Origin of the sequence: Trinickia sp. NRRL B-1857, from assembly GCF_050470685.1 — a bacterium.
Lineage (GTDB): Bacteria > Pseudomonadota > Gammaproteobacteria > Burkholderiales > Burkholderiaceae > Trinickia.
On the sequence record NZ_JBFLUK010000010.1, the window covers coordinates 1 to 21,414 of the forward strand.

Annotated in this window: 18 protein-coding genes and 3 pseudogenes; 14 read left to right on the forward strand and 7 right to left on the reverse strand. The window is 64.6% G+C overall.

The features are described from left to right. The 3 genes and pseudogenes from AB1286_RS20940 to thiL all read right to left on the reverse strand — a co-directional run. On the reverse strand, positions 1 to 192 hold a 192-nt coding region (locus tag AB1286_RS20940; RefSeq protein WP_430365192.1), incomplete at its 3' end, for a CinA family protein. 51 nt (positions 193 to 243) lie between these two features. Beyond that, positions 244 to 788, reverse strand: a pseudogene (locus AB1286_RS20945) (phosphatidylglycerophosphatase A family protein). Further along, positions 778 to 1,779: a thiamine-phosphate kinase gene (gene thiL, locus AB1286_RS20950; protein ID WP_430364045.1), complete on the reverse strand. Its 1,002-nt coding sequence runs from the start codon at positions 1,777 to 1,779 to the stop codon at positions 778 to 780. The pseudogene AB1286_RS20945 and the gene thiL overlap by 11 nt, the downstream one beginning before the upstream one ends. 41 nt (positions 1,780 to 1,820) lie before the next feature. On the opposite strand from thiL, the pseudogene AB1286_RS20955 reads away from it, so the two are divergent. The 3 genes and pseudogenes from AB1286_RS20955 to AB1286_RS20965 all read left to right on the forward strand — a co-directional run bounded on the left by AB1286_RS20955 (position 1,821) and on the right by AB1286_RS20965 (position 5,614). After that, positions 1,821 to 4,247 (forward strand): annotated as a pseudogene (locus AB1286_RS20955) (NADP-dependent malic enzyme). Between the two features lie 337 nt (positions 4,248 to 4,584). After that, complete coding sequence (locus AB1286_RS20960; RefSeq protein WP_430364047.1) at positions 4,585 to 5,037, forward strand: ribonuclease; 453 nt, start codon at positions 4,585 to 4,587, stop codon at positions 5,035 to 5,037. Positions 5,038 to 5,053: 16 nt separating this feature from the next. Then, entirely contained in the window at positions 5,054 to 5,614 is a 561-nt protein-coding gene (locus AB1286_RS20965) for a barstar family protein (RefSeq protein WP_430364048.1), read from the forward strand. A 125-nt stretch (positions 5,615 to 5,739) separates the two neighbouring features. Here the strand turns inward: AB1286_RS20965 and AB1286_RS20970 are convergent, their stop codons facing one another. Next, complete coding sequence (locus AB1286_RS20970; protein WP_430364049.1) at positions 5,740 to 6,480, reverse strand: 16S rRNA (uracil(1498)-N(3))-methyltransferase; 741 nt, start codon at positions 6,478 to 6,480, stop codon at positions 5,740 to 5,742. Positions 6,481 to 6,533: 53 nt separating this feature from the next. Then, positions 6,534 to 7,394 (reverse strand): polyamine aminopropyltransferase, encoded by an 861-nt coding sequence (gene speE / locus AB1286_RS20975; protein WP_430364050.1) that lies wholly within the window; start codon positions 7,392 to 7,394, stop codon positions 6,534 to 6,536. 255 nt (positions 7,395 to 7,649) lie between these two features. On the opposite strand from speE, the gene tkt reads away from it, so the two are divergent. After that, entirely contained in the window at positions 7,650 to 9,671 is a 2,022-nt protein-coding gene (gene tkt / locus AB1286_RS20980; protein WP_430364051.1) for a transketolase, read from the forward strand. A 126-nt stretch (positions 9,672 to 9,797) separates the two neighbouring features. Then, on the forward strand, positions 9,798 to 10,808 hold the full coding sequence (gene gap / locus AB1286_RS20985) for a type I glyceraldehyde-3-phosphate dehydrogenase (RefSeq protein ID WP_430364052.1): 1,011 nt from the start codon (positions 9,798 to 9,800) through the stop codon (positions 10,806 to 10,808). Positions 10,809 to 10,927: 119 nt separating this feature from the next. On the opposite strand, the gene fur is transcribed toward gap, so the two are convergent. Then, positions 10,928 to 11,356, reverse strand: a complete 429-nt coding sequence (gene fur, locus AB1286_RS20990; protein ID WP_116136726.1) for a ferric iron uptake transcriptional regulator — start codon at positions 11,354 to 11,356, stop codon at positions 10,928 to 10,930. A gap of 124 nt (positions 11,357 to 11,480) precedes the next feature. Here fur and AB1286_RS20995 point away from each other — a divergent pair, with 124 nt between their 5' ends. From AB1286_RS20995 to AB1286_RS21035, 9 genes and pseudogenes are all read left to right on the forward strand, one after another. Further along, positions 11,481 to 12,224 (forward strand): outer membrane protein assembly factor BamE, encoded by a 744-nt coding sequence (locus tag AB1286_RS20995; RefSeq protein ID WP_430364053.1) that lies wholly within the window; start codon positions 11,481 to 11,483, stop codon positions 12,222 to 12,224. A 209-nt stretch (positions 12,225 to 12,433) separates the two neighbouring features. Then, a complete protein-coding gene (gene dapB / locus AB1286_RS21000; RefSeq protein WP_430365193.1) occupies positions 12,434 to 13,240 on the forward strand; it encodes a 4-hydroxy-tetrahydrodipicolinate reductase in 807 nt (268 codons plus the stop codon). A 41-nt stretch (positions 13,241 to 13,281) separates the two neighbouring features. Next, the gene (locus AB1286_RS21005; protein WP_430364054.1) at positions 13,282 to 14,028 is read left to right on the forward strand and encodes a MotA/TolQ/ExbB proton channel family protein; all 747 of its coding nucleotides are present in this window, start codon (positions 13,282 to 13,284) and stop codon (positions 14,026 to 14,028) included. A gap of 40 nt (positions 14,029 to 14,068) precedes the next feature. Then, positions 14,069 to 14,542 carry an ExbD/TolR family protein gene (locus AB1286_RS21010; RefSeq protein ID WP_430364055.1) on the forward strand — a complete coding sequence of 158 codons (474 nt, stop codon included), beginning with the start codon at positions 14,069 to 14,071 and terminating at the stop codon, positions 14,540 to 14,542. Between the two features lie 141 nt (positions 14,543 to 14,683). Further along, positions 14,684 to 17,278, forward strand: a complete 2,595-nt coding sequence (leuS, locus tag AB1286_RS21015) for a leucine--tRNA ligase (protein ID WP_430364056.1) — start codon at positions 14,684 to 14,686, stop codon at positions 17,276 to 17,278. Positions 17,279 to 17,333: 55 nt separating this feature from the next. Further along, a complete protein-coding gene (lptE, locus tag AB1286_RS21020; protein ID WP_430364057.1) occupies positions 17,334 to 17,885 on the forward strand; it encodes an LPS assembly lipoprotein LptE in 552 nt (183 codons plus the stop codon). A gap of 34 nt (positions 17,886 to 17,919) precedes the next feature. Continuing rightward, positions 17,920 to 19,007 (forward strand): annotated as a pseudogene (gene holA / locus AB1286_RS21025) (DNA polymerase III subunit delta). A gap of 89 nt (positions 19,008 to 19,096) precedes the next feature. Then, on the forward strand, positions 19,097 to 20,386 hold the full coding sequence (locus AB1286_RS21030; RefSeq protein WP_430365078.1) for a glutamate-5-semialdehyde dehydrogenase: 1,290 nt from the start codon (positions 19,097 to 19,099) through the stop codon (positions 20,384 to 20,386). Between the two features lie 111 nt (positions 20,387 to 20,497). Continuing rightward, positions 20,498 to 20,914 (forward strand): CopD family protein, encoded by a 417-nt coding sequence (locus AB1286_RS21035; RefSeq protein WP_430364059.1) that lies wholly within the window; start codon positions 20,498 to 20,500, stop codon positions 20,912 to 20,914. Here AB1286_RS21035 and AB1286_RS21040 read toward each other — a convergent pair. Then, the coding region (locus AB1286_RS21040) for an SIS domain-containing protein (RefSeq protein WP_430365194.1) at positions 20,911 to 21,414 on the reverse strand (504 nt) is incomplete at its 5' end. The genes AB1286_RS21035 and AB1286_RS21040 overlap by 4 nt on opposite strands.

The window sequence follows — 21,414 nt, forward strand, 5'->3', positions numbered from 1 at the left end:
TTCCGTTTTCGCTTGATTCGAGTAGGTCACGAAGCCGCGCTCGAACCATCCGCTGCTGCCCGAGATATCGGTGACGGCGGTAGCGATCATGCCGCCCGTGCACGACTCGGCGGTCGCAAGTAGCAGGCGCATCTCGCGCAACTTGTTGCCGACGCGTACGGCGAGTTGATGAACGACGGAATCGGTGGGCATTGCGAGGCTCTCGGCTGGGCGAAGGTTGCGTGGCGCCGGTTGACCCGGCGATCAGAACGTCATGCGCCACAAGGCGATGACGAGCAGCGAGAAGAAAGCGGCGACCAGATCGTCGAGCATGATGCCGAAGCCGCCTTTGACGCGGCGATCGAAGAAGCGGATCGGCGGCGGCTTGACCATGTCGAAGAATCGGAAGACGACGAACGCCCCGAGTTGGCCGGCGAACGTTTCGGGCGTGACGAAACGAGCACGAGCCAAAACGCGACGATTTCGTCCCAAACCACGGGGGAGGGATCGTCCATGCCGAGCTTACGCGCGGTGAATCCGGTCATGTAAATGCCGGCGATGAAGCCGACGACGATAAGCGCGGCCCATTCGATGACGGTCAGGCGCCCGTTGAGCGCGGCGAACGAAGCCCAGGCGAACAATGTTCCCACGGTGCCCGGCATGATGGGCGAGAGCCCGCTGCCGAAACCGAGCGAGAACCAATGCAGCGGGTGCGAAAGCATGAAGCGCGCGGTTGCGCGGCGCTTCGTGCGCGGCGCGTTGGCGACGGCGGGGGACGGGCCGCCGGGAAGCAGAGGATCAGGTTGCATCGAAATGGTCGAAGCCGTGCAGCGTCAAGGAAAGCGGGGCGTGAGCGCCGTCGTGCCATGCAATGGTCGGCTCGTCGGTCGCATGACGCAGGGCGCTAATTGTACCGATCCGCGTCACCGCGACGTTCGCGCGTCCGCCGGCATCGGCGATGGCCTCGCGCGCGTGCGGCGGCGCGGTGAACAGGAGCTCGTAGTCGTCTCCGCCGGCCAGCGTGCAGCGCCGCTGCGCATCGAGCGGCAGCTTGCGCAGCGTGCTCGAGCGCGGAATCGCGTCGACGTCGATCGACGCGCTCACGTTCGAGCGTTCGAGGATATGGCGCAAGTCTCCAGCCAGGCCGTCCGATACGTCGAGCGCCGAATGAGCGAGGCCACGTAGCGCGAGACCGAGTGCGATCCGCGGCTCGGGCTGCTCGAGCGCATGGCGCAGCGACGCCTCGTCGCTCGCGTCGAACAGGCCCGCGGGCCATTCGCCGCGCAAGACGCCGAGCCCCGCCCGCGCGTCGCCGAGCGTGCCCGACACCCAGATGTCGTCGCCGCCTCGCGCGCCGTCGCGGCGCAGCGCGGCGTGCGCGGGCACATCGCCGAAAATCGTCACGCACAAGTTCAACGGTCCGCGCGTCGTATCGCCGCCGATCAGCTCGCAGCCGAATCGGTCCGCGAGTGCGAACAAGCCGTCGGCGAACGCTTCGAGCCAGGCTTCGTGCGGCGTCTCCAGCGCGAGCGACAGCGTGAACGCGCGCGGCTTGGCGCCCATCGCGGCGAGGTCGGACAGGTTCACGGCCAGCGTCTTGTGGCCGAGCGCCCGCGGATCGACGTCGGGCAGGAAATGGCGGCCTTCGACTAGCATATCCGTCGAAACGGCCAGCATCTCACCCGCATCCGGTGCGATCAAGGCACAGTCGTCGCCGATCCCGAGCGCGGCGCTAGCCGGACTCAGGCGTGCGCGCCGCGCGAAGAAGCGCTCGATCAGGGCGAACTCGGAAAGGGGCATAAATAGGTGCGGTCAAGGTGAGCGATTGCGACGACGCGGGAGTGCCCGGCACACCCGTCCGGACGGACCAGGCAGTCGGGGGCGGTGGCGAATGGCGCTACAATGCGTCGAACACTCATTCTAATCCGCGTAACACCCAAACAGACTGGACTCACGAACCTCATGTCTACGAATCCCGCTGCCGCCAAGGCGAAGCTGCGCGAAGCCGCGCTCGATTATCACGAATTTCCGTCGCCCGGCAAGATCGCCATCGCGCCGACGAAACAGATGATCAACCAGCGCGATCTAGCGCTAGCGTATTCGCCCGGGGTCGCCTTCGCTTGCGAGGAAATCGTCGAGAATCCGCTGAACGCGGCACGCTTCACGGCACGCAGCAATTTGGTCGGCGTCGTGACCAACGGCACCGCGGTGCTCGGCCTCGGCAACATCGGTCCGCTGGCGTCGAAGCCGGTGATGGAAGGCAAGGCCGTGCTGTTCAAGAAGTTTGCCGGCATCGACGTCTTCGACATCGAGTTGAACGAATCCGATCCGCACAAGCTCGTCGACGTCATCGCCGCGCTCGAACCCACGTTCGGCGGGATCAATTTGGAAGATATCAAGGCGCCCGACTGCTTCATCGTGGAGCGCGAGTGCCGCAAGCGGATGAAGATCCCCGTCTTCCACGACGACCAGCACGGTACGGCCATCGTGGTGGCGGCCGCCGTCACGAACGGCCTGAAGGTCGTCGGCAAGGACATCGCGAAGGTCAAGCTCGTCGCCTCGGGCGCCGGCGCGGCCGCGCTTGCATGTCTGGATTTGCTGGTCGACTTGGGCTTGCCGATCGAAACATCTTGGTGACGGACTTGGCCGGCGTGGTCTACAAAGGCCGCACCGAGTTGATGGACCCCGACAAGGAGCGTTTTGCACGCGAAACGTCGGGGCGTACCCTCGCCGAGGTGATCGAAGGCGCGGATATTTTCCTCGGCTTGTCGGCGGGCGGTGTGCTCAAGCCCGAGATGGTCAAGGGGATGGCGGCCAAGCCGCTGATCCTGGCGCTTGCCAACCCGACGCCGGAAATCTTGCCGGAGCTTGCGCTGGAAGTGCGGCCGGACGCCGTGCTCGCGACGGGGCGTACCGATTACCCGAATCAGGTCAACAACGTCCTGTGCTTCCCGTTCATCTTCCGTGGCGCGCTCGACGCCGGCGCGACGACGGTCACGCGTGAAATGGAAATCGCGGCGGTCAATGCAATCGCCGAGCTCGCGCGGCAAGAGCAAAGCGACATCGTCGCGACAGCCTACGGTATCCAGGATCTGTCGTTCGGACCGGAATATTTGATTCCGAAGCCGTTCGATCCGCGTCTGATCGTGAAGATCGCACCGGCCGTCGCCCAAGCCGCGATGGATTGCGGTGTCGCGACGCGGCCGATCGAGGACATGGACGCGTACAAGCAGCATTTGCAGCAGTTCGTCTACCACAGCGGTACGACGATGAAGCCGATCTTCCAGCAGGCGCGTAGCGTCGAGCCGGGCAAGAAGCGCATCGTGTTCGCCGAAGGCGAGGAAGAGCGCGTGCTGCGCGCCGTGCAGATCGTCGTCGACGAAAAACTCGCCAAGCCGATCTTGATCGGCCGCCCGGCGGTGATCGAGCATCGCATCGAGCGCTATGGGCTGCGGCTTACGCCGGGTGTCGATTTCACGGTTGTGAACACCGAGCATGACGAGCGTTATCGCGATTTTTGGCAGACCTACTACAAGATGATGTGCCGCAAGGGCATCAGCCAGCAGTTGGCGAAGGTCGAGATGCGCCGGCGCACCACGCTGATCGGCTCGATGCTCGTCAAGAAGGGCGAGGCCGACGGCATGATTTGCGGCACGATCTCCACGCCGCATCGCCATTTGCACTTCATCAATCAAGTGATCGGCAAACGCGAGGGTTGCACGGTGTTCGGGGCAATGAACGGTCTCGTGCTGCCCGGCCGTCAGATCTTCCTCGTCGATACGCACGTCAACGTCGATCCGACGCCTGCCGAATTGGCCGAAATCACGATCATGGCGGCCGAAGAAGTGCGCCGCTTCGGTATCGAGCCGAAGGTTGCACTCGTCTCGCATTCGAATTTCGGTACGAGCAACGCGCCCTCGGCGCAAAAGATGCGCGATACGCTCGAGTTGATCCGCGAACGTGCGCCCGATTTGCAGGTGGACGGCGAGATGCACGGCGACGTCGCACTCGACCCGGCGCTGCGCCGGGAGGTGTTGCCGGAATCGACGCTCGAAGGCGAGGCGAACTTGCTCGTGCTGCCGAACATCGATGCGGCGAACATCGCCTACAACCTGCTCAAGACCGCCGCGGGCAACAATATCGCGATCGGGCCGATCTTGCTTGGCGCGGCCAAGCCCGTGCACGTGCTCACCGAATCGGCGACGGTGCGACGCATCGTCAACATGACGGCCTTGCTCGTGGCCGACGTGAGCGCGGCAGGGCGCTAACGCGCTCGATCGGGGCGGCAAAGAAAAAACGGCGTGCCCGTTGCGGGCACGCCGGGGGCGAAAAGAGAGGCTGCCGCCCCAAATGCGTGAAACGACGATTTCCGATCGCCGCGGCGAGGAGGCAAAGACTCGCCGCACCGGTTACCGTCGGACCGGATCTTATCTTGCGGTGGGTGAAAATTTATCTTGAGCAAGATAAATAGGACCATCGGAAATCCCGCAAAACGCAGCTAAACCTTTCATTTTCCACACAAAGATTGCGTCCGAGGGCCGTTAGGGATACCCTTACACTTTTCGTGGTCGTTCACTTTCGATCGAGCAGCAGGAACTCTGGCCGATGACACGCGCGGGAACACGCGAACGAGCAGCTCAGTGGCTTCGTCACGGTGCTATCGCGGCCTTCGTGGCCGTAGCCGGTTGGTCCGGCATTGGCCTGCCCGGCGGGCCGGTCGCTCCGCCCGTGGCGTTGGCGCGCGAGGTGCCGAGTTCGTCGGCGGGCGCGGCAGGCACGATCGAGCCGACGCAATTGCCGCCCGAGGCGCAAGCCACCTTGAAGCTGATCGCAGCCGGCGGCCCCTATCCGTACGCAAAGGACGGCGTCGTGTTCGGCAATTTCGAGCGGATGCTGCCACCGCACCGGCGCGGTTACTACCATGAGTACACGGTCCCCACGCCGCGAGCGAGAAATCGCGGCGCGCGCCGCATCGTTTGCGGCGGGCCCCCGGGGCGGACCGATAACTGCTTTTATTCAGACGACCACTACAACAGTTTCAAACGCATTGTTGAATGACATTGGGATGAACGGCATGAGCGACAACGTCTACGCGCACGAAACCGCAGTCGCGACGGATCTGTTCGCGGCCGGCGACGGCAATCTTTTTCAGCGCGTCATGCAACTGCGCATGACCGAGCACGGTCAGGGCGCCGAGGGCGACGCGGCATCCCGGCATTCACCGAGCGAGGAGCCCATGAGCCTTTTCGCGACCGTGCGACCGAACATCGTCCAATCGATCCGGGCGTTTCGCGTCCAAGATCTCGCCGACGAAGCAGCGCGGCTCGAGCAGCACTTCCTTTTTGCCTATTGCGGGCAAGCTGCCTCGAAGCAGGAAGTGCTGGAAACGATCGCCACGTCGTTCCTGTTTCCGAAGCATTTCGGCAAGAACTACGACGCGCTCTACGATTGCCTGACGGATCTAGTGCATAAGGCCGGCGCGCAGCCTGGCTTCGTCATCGTTCTCGAAGGGCTGCCGATCGCGCAAAAATTCGACAAGGAAGGGCGCGAAACGCTGCTCGACGTGTTCCGCGAAGCGGCCGAGTTCTGGGCCGAGCGCAAGGTCGCGTTCCGCGTGTTCTATTCGTTTGCCTGATCGCCGGTAGGCCCATGGCGCGCGACCGTGCGTCCGCGCCGCCGCTTTCGCGTTCATCATCGGGCCCGCCTTTGCGCGGGCCTGTGTGTTTCTTACTTGCTTCACCGCCGCATGCGGGCCGCGTTTCACCATCCGCCCCAGCGCGCGGCGAGGGCGGCCAGCACCGCCATCCCGGCCGTCTCCGTACGCAATACGCGCGGCCCTAGCGAGAGCGCGGCAAATCCGTGCGCGAGCGCCGCCTCTTCTTCCTCCGGTGCCAGCCCACCCTCCGGTCCGATCAGCAAGACAACGCCGGTTGGCGGGGGCGAGACAGGCAAGGATGCGAACGCCGTCTCAGCGCGCGGCGAGAGCATGAGGCGCATCGCACCGCCTTCGGCCGGCGCGGGCAATGCCTCCAGCCATTTCGACAAATCGCAAGCGGGATCGACCTCGGGAACGCGATTGCGCCCGCACTGCTCGCAGGCCGCTCGCACGATGCCTTGCCAGTGCGCATGCCGACGGCTCGCACGTTCGCCCGACAGTCGCACCACCGATCGGGCCGTTACGAGCGGCGTGACTTGGGTGACCCCGAGCTCCACGGCTTTTTCGATAAGCCAGTCCATTTTGTCGCCGCCGGCGACCCCTTGAGCAAGCGTGATGCGATACGGCGGCTCCGCCTCGACGGACTCGAACGCCCCGATCCGCGCCACTGCGCTGCGCCGGCCGATCTCGACGAGTTCGGCCTCGTGCTGACCGCCGCGACCGTTGAACAGCGTCAGCGAATCGCCTGCCGCGAGGCGCAGCACTTGGACATGACGAGCGACCTCGTCGGGCAACGCGAGCACGTCCCCGGGCGCAAAGGGAGAATCGACGAAAAAGCGGGGCATAAAGCGGCGTTCGTAAATCGGTGAAAAAGCGTCGGTGAAAAAGCGGTGGGCCGTCAGCCCAAAACGGCGCGGATGGCGCGCGGTAGGGCGAACAGCGCCGGGTGCAGCGCGGCGTCATAGTAGCGCAAGCCGTCGATACCGCGGGCCGTGAGCCGCTCGTCGATGTCGTGTTTGAACAGCGAGGCGGCGTCGAGCGTGTCGCTCGCCAGTGCCATGAGCCAGAGCGATCCGTATAGCGGTACGAATGCGGACATCACGTGCACCATCGAAAAGCGTTCGCGCAACCCGCGTACGAGCGCGCCGGCCCGCTCGAGATGAAATTGGGCGGAACCGAGATGCATCGACAACATCGCCCGCGGCGCCAACACCGATTTCAACCGTTCGTAAAACGGGGCCGTGTAGAGTGCCGAGGCGGGCGAGTCTGGCGGCGTCAAGTCGAATACGACGAGATCGAACCGTTCAGTCGTCGTCTCGACGAAACGGGCGGCGTCGCCGATAACCAGTTGGACGCGCGGATCGTCGAGCGCGCCGTGATGCACGTCCTGCAAATGTTCGCGTGCCATGCTGACGACGGCCGCGTCGAGTTCGGCCACGACGATCCGCTCGATGCTCGGGTGCGCGAGCAGTTGCCTCGCCGCGCCCCCATCGCCGCCGCCGAGCACGAGCGCCTTGCGCGGCGCCGGATGAGCGAGCGCCGCGGGATGCACCATGCACTCGTGATAGACGAATTCGTCGCCCACCGAGGTCATCGGGCGCGCATCGAGCGTAAACAGTAGCCCGAGCTGCGCGGTATCCCACACCTCGATGCGCTGGTACGGCGAATCGACCTGCGCCACGGGGCGTGCATCGGGGAAACCGTAGACGGCGCCGGGCGCGGGATGAAAAAGAAGGGGCGGATCGGTCGGGGAAGACACGGCGAGATGGGTGCTTGCAATCGGGTCGCAATGCTCGAATTATAGAACCGCGCTAGGGGCCACCCGGATTGCATTGGCCGGTGCGGTTCGGCAAGCGGACGGGCGCCATCTGTTAGAATGGCACGCTTTGCAGCCTGTCCGTTTGCTCCCTTCGTGTCGCGCCGCGGCAGGTGCCCCGCCCGCGCGGGCGGCGGTCGAATACGAGCAGCGGTCCATTGCGCGCCACGCTTTCTCGACTCGTTCTCCGGACTCGACATGACGACCTCGTCTCCCGCTTCCACCGCTCTCATGGCGAACGCGATCCGCGCGCTCGCTATGGATGCCGTCCAACAAGCGAACTCAGGCCATCCCGGCATGCCGATGGGCATGGCTGAAATCGCCGTCGCCCTTTGGGCGCGACATCTGAAGCACAACCCGCTCGACCCGCATTGGGCCGACCGCGACCGTTTCGTGCTGTCGAACGGCCACGGCTCGATGCTGCTTTATTCGTTGCTGCACTTGACCGGCTACGATCTGCCGCTCGCGGAGCTCAAGAACTTCCGTCAATTGCATTCGAAGACGCCGGGCCACCCCGAATACGGCATCACGCCGGGCGTCGAGACGACCACGGGCCCGCTGGGTCAAGGTCTCGCGAACGCCGTCGGCATGGCGTTGGCGGAATCGCTGCTCGCCGCCGAGTTCAACAAGGCGGACGCCAAGATCGTCGATCACCACACCTACGTGTTCCTCGGCGACGGCTGCTTGATGGAAGGCATTTCGCACGAAGCCTGCTCGCTCGCGGGCACGCTCAAGCTGAACAAGCTGATTGCGCTCTACGACGATAACGGGATCTCGATCGACGGCCACGTCGAATATTGGTTTGCCGACGATACGCCCAAGCGCTTCGAGGCTTACGGCTGGAACGTCATCCGCCATGTGGACGGGCACGACGTGCAAGCCATCGATGCGGCGATCGCCGAAGCCAAGCGCGCGAACAAGCCCACGCTGATCTGCTGCAAGACGGTGATCGGCAAGGGCGCGCCCACGAAGGCGGGCGGCCATGATGCGCACGGCGCACCGCTCGGCGCGCAGGAAATCGCGGCGACGCGCGAAGCGATCGGCTGGAAGTGGGAGCCGTTCGTCATTCCGGAAGAAGTCTATGCGGCATGGGACGCGAAGGAAGCGGGCGCGGCGCGCGAAGCGCAGTGGAACGACGCGTTCGCGCAATACCGTGCCAAGTATCCGCAAGAGGCGGCCGAATTCGAGCGCCGCGCAAGCGGCAAGCTGCCCGCCGATTGGGCGGCGAAGGCGCAAGCGATCATCGCCGGTGCGAACGAGCGGGCCGAGACGGTCGCCACGCGCAAAGCATCCCAGCAAACGATCGAAGGCCTCGCCGCGGCGCTGCCCGAGTTGCTCGGCGGCTCGGCCGACCTGACGGGCTCCAATCTCACGAACTGGAAGGCGAGCAAGCCCGTGCGCACGGGCGAGCACGGCATCGAGTGGGGCAACCACATCAATTACGGCGTGCGCGAATTCGGTATGAGCGCCGCGATCAACGGCATCGCGCTGCACGGCGGCTATAAGGCGTTCGGCGGCACGTTCCTGACGTTCTCCGATTACAGCCGCAACGCGCTGCGCGTTGCCGCGTTGATGAAGTCGCCTTCGATCTTCGTGTTCACGCACGATTCGATCGGTCTCGGCGAAGACGGTCCGACGCACCAGTCCGTCGAACACGTCGCCAGCCTGCGCCTGATTCCAAACCTGCACGTCTGGCGCCCGTGCGACACGGTCGAAACGGCGGTGGCCTGGACGCAGGCGATCGAATATCAAGGTCCCTCGTGCCTGATTTTCAGCCGCCAGAACCTGCCGTTCGCGCCGCGTAGCGATGCGCAGATCGCCAACGTCGCCAAAGGCGGCTATGTGCTGCGCGATTGGAACGACGAAATCGTCGCGCGCAAGATCATTCTGATTGCGACGGGCTCGGAGATCGAACTCGCGCTGAACGCCGTCGAGCCGCTCGCGCAGCAGGGCATCGCGGCACGGGTCGTCTCGATGCCGGCGACGAGCGTGTTCGACCGCCAGGACGCCGAGTACCGCGAGCGCGTGCTGCCCAAGGGCGTGCGCCGCGTGGCCATCGAAGCCGGCGTGACCGACTTCTGGCGCAAGTACGTCGGTCTCGAGGGCGGCGTGATCGGGATCGATACGTTCGGCGAATCGGCCCCGGCCGGTGTCCTATTCAAGCATTTCGGCTTTACCGTGGAGCACGTTGTCGCAGCGGCCAAAGCGGCGCTCGAGTAACGATAGACTCGCGGGAAGACGCAATACGGCTTCCCGATGCATCGCGAACGCGGCCCTCGCTTCGCCATGCGCCGGGAGGCATGAGGTACGACGGTTTTTTTCAGCCCCAATATCAGGAGAACCATCATGACGGTACGCGTTGCAATCAACGGGTATGGCCGGATCGGCCGCAACACCCTGCGTGCGTTCTACGAGAGCGGCAAGAAACACGATCTACAGATCGTCGCGATCAACGACCTCGGCGACGCGAAGACGAACGCCCATCTGACGAAGTACGACACGGCGCACGGCCCGTTCCCGGGTGACGTGGCAGTCGAGGGCGAAAACCTCGTCGTCAACGGCGACAAGATCCGCGTGCTGGCGAACCGTAACCCGGCCGAGCTGCCCTGGGGCGAACTCGGCGTGGACGTCGTGATGGAGTGCACGGGCTTTTTCACGTCGAAGGAAAAGGCGAGCGCGCACTTGGCCGGCGGTGCGAAGAAGGTCCTGATCTCGGCGCCGGGCGGCAAAGATGTCGACGCGACGATCGTCTACGGCGTGAACCACAACCAGCTCAAGGCCGAGCACACGGTGATCTCGAACGCATCGTGCACGACGAACTGCCTCGCGCCGCTCGTCAAGCCGCTGAACGACAAGATCGGCCTCGAATCGGGCCTGATGACGACGGTGCACGCGTACACGAACGACCAAGTGCTGACGGACGTCTATCACGAAGACCTGCGCCGTGCGCGTTCGGCCACGCATAGCCAGATCCCGACGAAGACGGGCGCGGCCGCAGCGATCGGCCTCGTGCTGCCGGAACTGGCCGGCAAGCTCGACGGCTACGCGATTCGCGTCCCGACGATCAACGTGTCGATCGTCGATTTGTCGTTCATCGCCAAGCGCGACACGACGGTCGAGGAAATCAACGCGATCATGAAGGAAGCCGCCGAAGGCGAACTGAAGGGCATCCTCGGCTACAACACGGCGCCGCTCGTTTCGATCGACTTCAACCACAACCCGGCATCGTCGACGTTCGACGCAACGCTCACGAAGGTGGCCGGCCGTCTCGTGAAGGTGTCGAGCTGGTACGACAACGAGTGGGGCTTCTCGAACCGCATGTTGGACACGGCTATCGCGCTCGCGACGGCCAAGTAAATCGGCAGCCTCGAGCCCGTCCGCGCACGCGGGGGCGGGTTCTCGAGCGTCGAAACGACAAGAGCCGCCCGAGGGCGGCTCTTGTCGTTTGCGCACGCGTCAGCGCGCCTACATGAGTGTCAGTGCTTGCGATGCGGACACGCTTCCTTGGTGCAAACACCGTAGAGCGCTAGCGCGTGCTCCTGTAACTTAAAGCCGCGTTCTTCCGCGATTTTTTGCTGGCGCTTTTCGATCTCGGGATCGAAGAACTCCTCGACGCGTCCGCAGTCGATGCATACGAGGTGATCGTGATGCGAACCTTCATTCAGTTCGAACACGGCCTTACCCGATTCGAAATTGCTGCGCGAGAGCAGGCCGGCCTGCTCGAATTGCGTCAAGACGCGATAGACCGTGGCGAGGCCGATATCGAGTTCTTCGTTCAGCAGGTTCCGGTAGACGTCTTCAGCGGTCAAATGCCGAACGGCGCTACGTTGAAAAATTTCGAGGATTTTGAGGCGCGGTAGGGTCGCCTTTAGCCCGATGTTTTTGAGATCGGTAGGATTGGTCATGGCTAGGCATCCCTAGAGTACAATGCACGATTCGAATAGTAATGGCTTTTTGCCGTTCTGGTCATCTTCGGTGAAACTCGCGCGGTCCGGTGCAAGGCAAAAAAGGGCCCGCACGGTGAGTGAAATGAGTCCAAATTTTCTTATGAAGCGCGGGGGGAGTCACGTGCGCAAGCTGTTGATCGCTGCCTCGACGGTTGCGCTCGTTGCGGGATGTTCGACCTACGACAGCCTCACGCAGCGCGTCGCTCAGAGCATTACGCCGTATCGCATCACCATTGTGCAGGGCAACTTCGTCTCGAAGGAAGCGGCCGCGAAGATGCACGTCGGTATGAGTCGCGACGAGGTCAAGGCCGTACTCGGTACGCCGTTGCTGACCGATATGTTCCATGACGAGCGGTGGGACTACGTCTTTTACTTCAAGCGCGGCTCCACGGCTGTCGTGCAGCAGCGCGATTTCGTCGTCAACTTCCAAGGCGACCATGTCGTGAGCTGGGCGGGCGGCGAGGATCTGCCGTCCGAACTCGAATTGCTGGCCGACATCGACGGCGACAAGCTCGGCAAGAAGGCGAAAGCGAAGGCTGCTGCTGCGGCGGCGGCGGCAAGCGCGGCTTCGAGTTCCGCGGCGCAGGCCGCGGCGGCCGAACCGAGCAGCGAGGCGGCCGAGGCGGCCAATACTCAGGCCGCACAGGCGGCGAACCGCGCGACGAATCAGGTGCCGGCCGTATCGGCAAAGCCCGCGGTGCGTTCCGGTGCGCCCTCGCCGTCGGGCGGTGTACAGAGCGCGACGCCGCAATTTCAGTTCCACCGCGAACCGCAGCCGTCGTCGACGGACAACGCCAACCCGGTGGGCCCGGCTGGTACGCAATGAGCCCCGGCGGTCCGAGCGAATGGCGGGCGCGTATGTCGATTGCGCGCTGCCGATTTCGCTCTCCGATGGGCCGCTGACGCCGCCTCGGGCGTGAACGAGCTTTGCGGGCGGGCCGTGCGCAAGTCGCGCCGCCCGCCTTTGTCTTTTGCGAGGCGCTAATAAGCATGAGCGCCGCGGGCCGCCCGGCCCGTCATTGAAAAGGGATATGTATGTCGCCGACGAAAATCGCCATCGCGGGCGCATCGGGCCGGATGGGCCGGATGCTGATCGAAGCCGTTCTGAACGATCCCGACACGACGCTCGCCGGCGCGCTCGATCGCGCGGGTTCGCCGCAGCTCGGCGAGGATGCGGGCGCATTCCTCGGGCAGCACACGGGCGTCGCGTTGACCGACGATTTGGACGGGGTCCTCGCGGGCGCCGATTGCCTGATCGATTTCACGCGCCCCGAAGGCACGATGGCGCACATCGAGGCGGCCTTGCGCCATGGCAAGAAGCTCGTGATCGGCACGACCGGCTTCGCCGATGATCAGCGCGAGGCGATCCGCGCGGCGGCGCAGCGAATCGGCATCGTCTTCGCGGCGAATATGAGCGTCGGCGTGAACGTCACGCTCAAGCTGCTCGAATTCGCCGCTCGCCATTTCGCGACCGGCTACGACATTGAAATCATCGAGGCGCACCATCGCCATAAGGTCGATGCGCCTTCCGGCACGGCGCTCGCGATGGGCGAGGCGATCGCGGGCGCGCTCGGCCGCGATTTGAAGCAGTGCGCGGTCTATGGGCGCCATGGCGTAACCGGCGAACGCGATCCGTCGACGATCGGTTTTTCGGCGATTCGCGGCGGCGACATCGTCGGCGATCACACGGTACTCTTTGCCGGTACGGGCGAGCGCATCGAGATCACGCACAAGTCGGCGAGCCGCGTGTCGTACGCGCAAGGTGCGGTGCGGGCCGCGCGCTTCCTAGGCGAGCGCGGCGCCGGTTTGTACGACATGCAGGACGTGCTCGGTCTGCGCTGATCCGGGTCGCGCTGCGCTTTCGTTCTGGGATTCGGATTCGCATGCAAAACACAGGCATCGTTCACTATTTGCAAGCAGGCGACGCGCTGACGCACGGCGTCGCTTATGTGCTGCTGGCCATGTCGATCGCGAGCTGGTGTTTTGTGATCCTGAAGGGCTGGATGCTCACGCGGGCGAAACGCCAGGGGCCGCGCGCCATCGCGCTGTTTTGGCAATCGGCCAGCCTATCCGAGGGCGTGCTCGCGTTGCGCGCCGCCGACCGCGAGGGCATCTTCGTTCCGCTCGCGCAGGCCGCGTTGGCCGCGGCCGAGGTCCACGCGCCGTCCGCGATGCTCGCGCGCGTCGAGCGAGGCGAACGCGTGCTGCGTGCGTTGCGCGAGGCGCTGCTTGCCTCGCAGCGCCGGATCGAGTTCGGCCAGGTGCTGCTCGCGTCGGTGGGCAGTACGGCGCCGTTCGTCGGCTTGCTCGGTACCGTCTGGGGTATCTATCACGCGCTCGGCAGTATTGCCGCGAGCGGGCAGGCGATGATCGAAAATGTCGCGGGGCCGGTGGGCGAGGCGCTCATCATGACGGCCTTCGGCCTGGTCGTCGCCATTCCCGCGGTACTCGCCTATAACGTGCTCGGCCGGATGCAGCGGCAGCTCGCGGAGGAACTCGACGGCTTCGCGCACGATCTTCACGCCTATGTCTGCGCTCCCGATGCGGACCGCTCCCATGCAAACGGCGTTGTCCTCGGCACTTCGCCCTCGAGCACGCGAACTGACGAGGTCGTGCGCACGGCGCGTTGATTCGGCCGCACCGGGCGATCCAAGCGAGGAGACGAAGAGCATGGCATTCGGCGGTTTCGACAAAGAGCGCTCGGCCGCGCCGATGGCCGATATCAACATGACGCCGTTGATCGACGTCATGCTCGTTTTGCTCGTGATCTTCATCATCACGGCGCCGCTGCTCACCCACGCGATTCGGCTCGACTTGCCCAAGGTGGCATCCGGGGCCGCGCCGCAAACACCGCAAACCATCACGCTGTCGATCGACGATGCGGGCCGGTTTTATTGGGATGGGCAACCGCTCGCGTTCGATGCGGTCAATGCTCGTCTACAACAAGCGGGCAAGGCCGCGCAGCCGCCCGAGCTTCATCTACGCGCCTCGCGCGCCACGCGCTACGACGTGATCGCGCAAGTGATGGGCGCCGCGCAACAGGCGGGGCTCGATCGCATCGGCTTCGTGACCGAGCCGCCGCCGCCCGGCGCGCGCCCGGGTGCGCACGCCGTCCCGGCTTCGCCGGCCGCCAAGCAGCCGTAACGGCAAGCGCCTAAACGCAGCGGTTCGCGCTCGCCTGGGCGGTATAATCGACGCTTTCCCCATTTGCGGGGAACCATGCATTTCCCGTATCGCCGCGCCCGCGTTGCTACGCGCCACGACAGCCTAGCCTGAACCACCGCCATGCAAGAGAAATATTTACCCGCCGACATCGAAGCCGCCACCCAGGCACAATGGCGCGCGTCTGACGCCTATCGTACGGCCGAAGTCGCCGGCAAGCCCAAGTTCTATTGCGTCTCGATGCTGCCGTATCCGTCGGGCAAGCTGCACATGGGGCACGTGCGCAACTACACGATCAACGACGTCATGTACCGTTATCTGCGGATGAACGGCTACAACGTGTTGATGCCGATGGGATGGGACGCCTTCGGCATGCCGGCCGAAAACGCGGCGATGGCCAACGGCGCGCCCCCGGCCAAGTGGACCTACGAGAACATCGCCTACATGAAGGGGCAGATGCAGTCGATCGGCCTCGCAATCGACTGGTCGCGTGAGGTCGCCACCTGCGATCCGAAGTACTACAAGTGGAATCAGTGGCTGTTCTTGAAGATGCTCGAGAAGGGCATCGTCTATAAGAAGACGGGCACGGTGAACTGGGACCCGATCGATCAAACGGTGCTCGCGAACGAGCAAGTCATCGACGGGCGCGGCTGGCGCTCGGGCGCGCTCGTCGAGAAGCGCGAGATCCCGATGTACTACATGCGTATCACGCAGTACGCCGACGAGCTGCTGAACGACTTGGACGGTCTCGGCTGGCCCGAGCGCGTCAAGGTGATGCAGCAGAACTGGATCGGCAAGAGCTTCGGCGTCAACTTCGGTTTCCCCTACGAACTCGACGGCGAGCAAACGCTGCTGCGCGTGTTCACGACGCGCGCCGACACGATCATGGGCGTCACGTTCTGCGCGATCGCAGCCGAGCATCCGTTGGCTGCGCGCCTGGCCGAGGGCAAGCCCGAGTTGCAGGCGTTCATCGACGAATGCCGGCAAGGCGGCGTGGCCGAGGCCGACATCGCCACGATGGAAAAGAAGGGCATGCCCACCGGCTTTTACGTCACGCATCCGCTTACGCAGGCGCGCGTCGAAGTGTGGGTCGGCAATTACGTGCTGATGAACTACGGCGAAGGCGCCGTCATGGGCGTGCCCGCGCACGACGAGCGCGATTTCGCATTCGCGAAGAAATACGGTTTGCCGATCAAGCAAGTGATCGCGAAGGAAGGCTGCGACTATTCGCTCGATGCATGGCAAGCGTGGTATGGCGAGAAGGAAGGCGTCGTCTGCATCGAAAGCGGCCGCTATGACGGTATGGGCTACGAGCAGGCCGTCGATGCCGTCTCGGCCGACCTGAAGGCGTTGGGCGTCGGCGACAAGCAAGTCACGTGGCGTCTGCGCGATTGGGGTATCTCGCGCCAGCGCTACTGGGGCACGCCGATTCCGATCATCCACTGCGCCGCTTGCGGCGACGTACCGGTGCCCGAAAAGGATCTGCCCGTCGTGCTGCCCGAGGATCTCGTGCCGGACGGCACGGGCAACCCGCTCGCGAAGTCGGCGGCGTTCCTGAACTGCGCGTGTCCGAAGTGCGGCGCGCCCGCTAAGCGCGAAACGGACACGATGGACACGTTCGTCGATTCGTCCTGGTACTTCTCGCGCTATACGTGCCCGGACGCCGAGACGATGGTCGACGCGCGTACCGAGTATTGGATGCCGATGGATCAATACATCGGCGGTATCGAACATGCGATCTTGCACTTGCTCTATTCGCGCTTCTGGACGAAGGTGATGCGCGACATGGGGCTCGTTAAGTTCGGCGAGCCGGCCAAGAATCTGCTCACGCAGGGCATGGTGCTGAACGAAACGTTCTATCGCGAAGACCCGTCGGGCAAGAAGACGTGGTACAACCCGGCCGACGTGACGGTCGAGCACGACGACAAGGGCCGCCCGGTGGGTGCGACGCTGAACGGCGACGGACAACCGGTGGTGCTCGGCGGCGTCGAGAAGATGTCGAAGTCCAAGAACAACGGCGTCGACCCGCAAGTGCTCATCGATCAGTACGGCGCGGATACGGCGCGCTTGTTTACGATGTTCGCCGCGCCGCCTGAGCAGCAGCTCGAATGGTCGGGCTCGGGCGTCGAGGGGGCGAGCCGCTTCTTGCGCCGCGTCTGGGCGTTCGGGCATGCGAATCAAGCCGCGCTCGCCGCACGCGAAACGTTCGATGCGGCCGAGCTCGCGCAAGCCGATAAGACGCTGCGCCGCGAGATCTACAGCGTACTCAAGCAGGCCGATTTCGACTATCAGCGCTTGCAGTACAACACCGTCGTTTCGGCCGCGATGAAGATGCTCAACGCGCTAGAGGACGCCAAGCAGGCGTGCCCGGGCGTGCTGCGCGAGTGCTATGGCGTGTTGCTGCGCGTGCTGTACCCGGTCGTGCCGCACGTGACGTTTGCGCTGTGGGATGCCCTCGATTTCACGGGCGAGTTTGGCTCGCTGCTCGACGCGCCGTGGCCGAAGGTCGACGAAAAAGCGCTCGAGCAAGCCGAGATCGAACTGGTATTGCAGGTCAACGGCAAGGTTCGCGGCGCGCTGACGCTCGCCAAGGATGCGCCGCGCGAAGCGATCGAAGCAGCGGCCGTTGCGCACGAGATGTTCCAGCGGTTCAGCGAAGGCAAGAGCCCCAAGAAGATCATCGTCGTGCCGGGCCGCCTCGTGAACGTCGTCGTCTGACGGCGCAGCGCGCGAAGGCGATAAGGCCTTCGCGCGATTCAATCAAGGAGTCAATGTGATTCGCCGATCGTTCTTAGCGCTCGTATGCGGCACGACGTTGCTGGCCGCTTGCGGGTTTCAGCTGCGCGGCCAGCAAAACTATGCCTTCAAGCGGCTTGCGATCGTGGGCGCACCGCCCGTCGTCGCCGCGCGCCTCACGCGCATGATCGAGGGCGGCAGCGATACGGTCGTCGTGAAATCGACGGCGACCGCCGATGCCGTTTTGTCGCTGAGCGAAGGGCGCGGTCAGTCGGTGCTGACGCTCAATTCGGCCGGCGCCGCCGAGGAATACGCGCTGACCTATTCGCTGGCCTATACGCTGACCGGCGCGGATGGCGCGTTGCTGATTCCGCAGAGCGCGATCCAGCTGAACCGGGCGATGACGTACTCGACAGCGTACGCACAGGCGAAGGCGCAGGAGACCGATATCCTGTACGCCGACATGCAAAACGATGCGGTGGATCAACTGACGCGCCGTCTTGCAACCGTTCATTCGCTGCATCCGACGCCGAGCGAGCAGACGCCGGGCGTCGCGCCGCGTGCGCCGTTGCCGCCGCCGCCGCTCTGATCCACATACCCCGCTCACGCACGGTTTTTTGCTTATGCAATTGCGACTGGATGCACTCGACGCCCATTTGACGAAAGGCCTCTCCGGCTTGTATGTCGTCTACGGCGACGAGCATTTGCTGGCGCAGGAAGCGTGCGACCGCATCCGCGCGGCCGCGCGCGCAGCCGGCTTCACCGAGCGCAACGTCTTTACGGTCGAGCGCAGCTTCGATTGGAGTTCGCTCTTGGGGGCGACGCAATCCATGTCGCTGTTCGGCGATCGTCAATTGATCGAGTTGCGCATCCCGTCGGGCAAGCCCGGCAAGGAAGGCGCCGATGCGCTCAAGTCGCTCGCCGCGGCCGACAATCCCGATGTATTGACGCTCGTCACGCTGCCGCGGCTCGACGCTGCGACGCAAAAATCGGCATGGTTTACGGCGCTGGCCGAGCGGGGCGTGTCGTTGCGGATCGATCCGATCGAACGCGCGCAGTTGCCGGCTTGGGTGGGGCAGCGGTTGGCGTTGCAACGCCAGCGTGTCGCGCCGGGCGAAGAGGGCCGGCGCGCGCTGCAATTCATCGCGGAGCGCGTCGAGGGCAATCTACTGGCCGCGCACCAAGAAATTCAAAAGTTGGGCTTGCTTTATCCGAAGGCGTATTGACGTTCGAGCAGGTCCATGACGCGGTGCTCAACGTTGCGCGCTACGACGTCTTTAAGCTGAACGAGGCGATGCTGGCCGGCGACGTAGGCCGGCTATCGCGGATGCTCGACGGACTGAAGGGCGAAGGCGAAGCCGCGGTGCTCGTGCTGTGGGCGCTCACCGAAGAGTTGCGGACGCTGCTCAAGATCAAGCGCGGCGCGGCGGCCGGCAAGCCGCTGGCGATGCTGCTGCGCGAGAATCGCGTGTGGGGTCCGCGCGAGCGGCTCGTTGCGCCCGCGCTCGCGCGCGTGACTGAGCCGCTGCTCGAGGAAGGTCTTGCGCTTGCCGCGGCACTCGATCGTCAGGTGAAAGGCTTGACGGGTAGCGCACCGGGCAGCCGGCGGCGCGCGGCCTTGCCGCCCGATCCCTGGGAAGGCATGTTCGAGCTCGCCGCCCTCGTCGCCGCACCGGCCAAGCGCGGCGCCGCACGCGCGAGCGGCGCCTGACGGCTTAGAATCGAAGCGTCGGCATTGCCGTCATCGCGAACACTTTGCACTTAGCATCCGCGCCGCGTGCGCGACGAACGAGAATCATGATGGATATCGACCAGTACATGACCGCCATCGGCCGCCGCGCGCGCGGCGCCTCGCGTGCGATGGCACGGGCCGCGACGGCCGCCAAGAACGACGCGCTTCACGCCATCGCCCATGCGATCGAGCGCGAGCAAGCGGCGTTGAAGGACGCGAACGCACTCGACGTGGCCAAGGCCCGCGAGAAAGGCATGGATGCGGCGTTCGTCGATCGTTTGACGCTGTCGGATAAGGCGCTCAAAACGATGATCGAAGGGTTGCGCCAAGTCGCTTCGCTACCCGATCCGATCGGCGAAATCGATAATCTCAAATATCGCCCGAGCGGCATCCAAGTGGGGCGCATGCGCGTACCGCTCGGCGTCATCGGCATCATCTACGAGTCGCGCCCGAACGTCACGATCGACGCGGCGGCGCTGTGTTTGAAGTCGGGCAACGCGGCGATTTTGCGCGGTGGCTCGGAAGCGCTCGCGTCGAACACCGCGCTTGCTGCGCTGATCGGCGAGGGACTGGCGGCGGCCGGTCTGCCGCGCGACGCCGTGCAGGTGGTCGAAACGGCCGACCGCGCTGCCGTCGGCAAGCTCGCGACGATGACCGAATACGTCGATGTGATCGTGCCGCGCGGCGGCAAGAGCCTCATCGCACGGCTCATCGAGGAAGCGCGCGTCCCGATGATCAAGCACCTCGACGGCATTTGCCATGTGTACGTCGACGACCGCGCCGACCTATGCAAAGCGCTGGCCGTTTGCGATAACGCGAAGACGCATCGCTACGGTACCTGCAATACGATGGAGACGCTGCTCGTCGCACGGGGCATCGCCCACGCCGCGCTGCCGCCGCTCGCGCGCGTGTATCGCGACAAGGGCGTCGAGCTGCGCGTCGATGCGCAGGCGCGCGCAGCGCTCGAAGCGGCACCTTGGGACAGCGACGCGCCGGCGCTCGCGCTCGTCGACGCGACCGAGGAAGATTGGCGCACCGAATATCTCGCACCGGTGCTCGCGATCAAGGTCGTCGACGGCATCGATGCGGCGATCGAGCATATCAATACCTACGGCTCCGCCCATACCGATGCGATTGTGACCGAAGACCACGATCGCGCAATGCGCTTCCTGCGCGAAGTCGATTCGGCCAGCGTCATGGTCAATGCTTCGACACGCTTCGCCGACGGCTTCGAATACGGGCTCGGCGCCGAGATCGGCATCTCGAACGACAAGCTGCATGCGCGCGGTCCCGTGGGACTCGAAGGGCTCACCTCGCTCAAATACGTCGTGCTGGGGCACGGCGAAGTGCGGCAATAAGCGCCGGGTAAGACGCTGGTTGCCGGGGCGCGGCATACGCGCCGGTACTATGCCGATCGCACCGATACGAACCGATACGAACTAACGATAACGGACGACGTAACCTTACCGATGCTCTGGCTCAAAACCTTTCACATCGTTTTCGTGGCCTCTTGGTTTGCAGGCCTGTTCTACCTGCCCCGCATCTTCGTCAATCTCGCCATGGAGTCGGAGGCTGCCGCCGTGGCGCGGCTTCTGACGATGGCGCGCAAGCTTTACCGCTTCATGTCGGTCATCGCCGTCGTGGCGCTCGCTTGCGGGCTCGGCTTGTGGCTCGGTTACGGTATCGGGCAAGGACAAGGTTGGATGCACGCCAAGCTCGGCGTCGTCCTCTTGCTGATCGGCTATCACGCCTACTGCGGCCGCCTACTGGCGGCGTTCGAGCGCGGCGAGAATCGCCGCTCCGACCGGTGGTACCGCTTCTTCAACGAGCTGCCGGTGCTCGGCCTCATCGCGGCGGTCGCGCTCGTCGTCGTCAAACCGTTCTAATCGAACTCTTCTTCACGCGGCGGCGCTTCGATTCGCCGCTGCGTGATCGCCTTCTTGGCTCGGCCGAGTTTATCGACGAGGTCCGGCCCGCGCGCAAGCGCGACGCCGACGGCGAGGATGTCGCCGATGGCCAGATGCGAGACGCGCGAGGTCATCGGCGAAAAAATATCCGTTTCTTCCGCGACGTTCGCGACGAGGCTCACGGTCGCAAGCTGCGCGAGCGGCGAGTTGCTGTGCGTGATCGCGATGACCTTCGCGCCGCACGCAAGCGCTGAGCGCGCAGCCTCGACGATGTCGCGCGTGCGGCCCGTGTTCGAAATCGTCACGACGACATCCGATTCGCCGAGCAGCGCCGCCGACATCGTGTAGGTGTGCGGATCCGCATAGGCGACGCTCGGGATCCCCAGCCGGAAAAATTTGTGCTGGATGTCTTGCGCCGCGATGCCGGAGCCGCCCGCGCCGTAGAACTCGATGCGCGATGCGCGCGAGAGCAGCTCGAT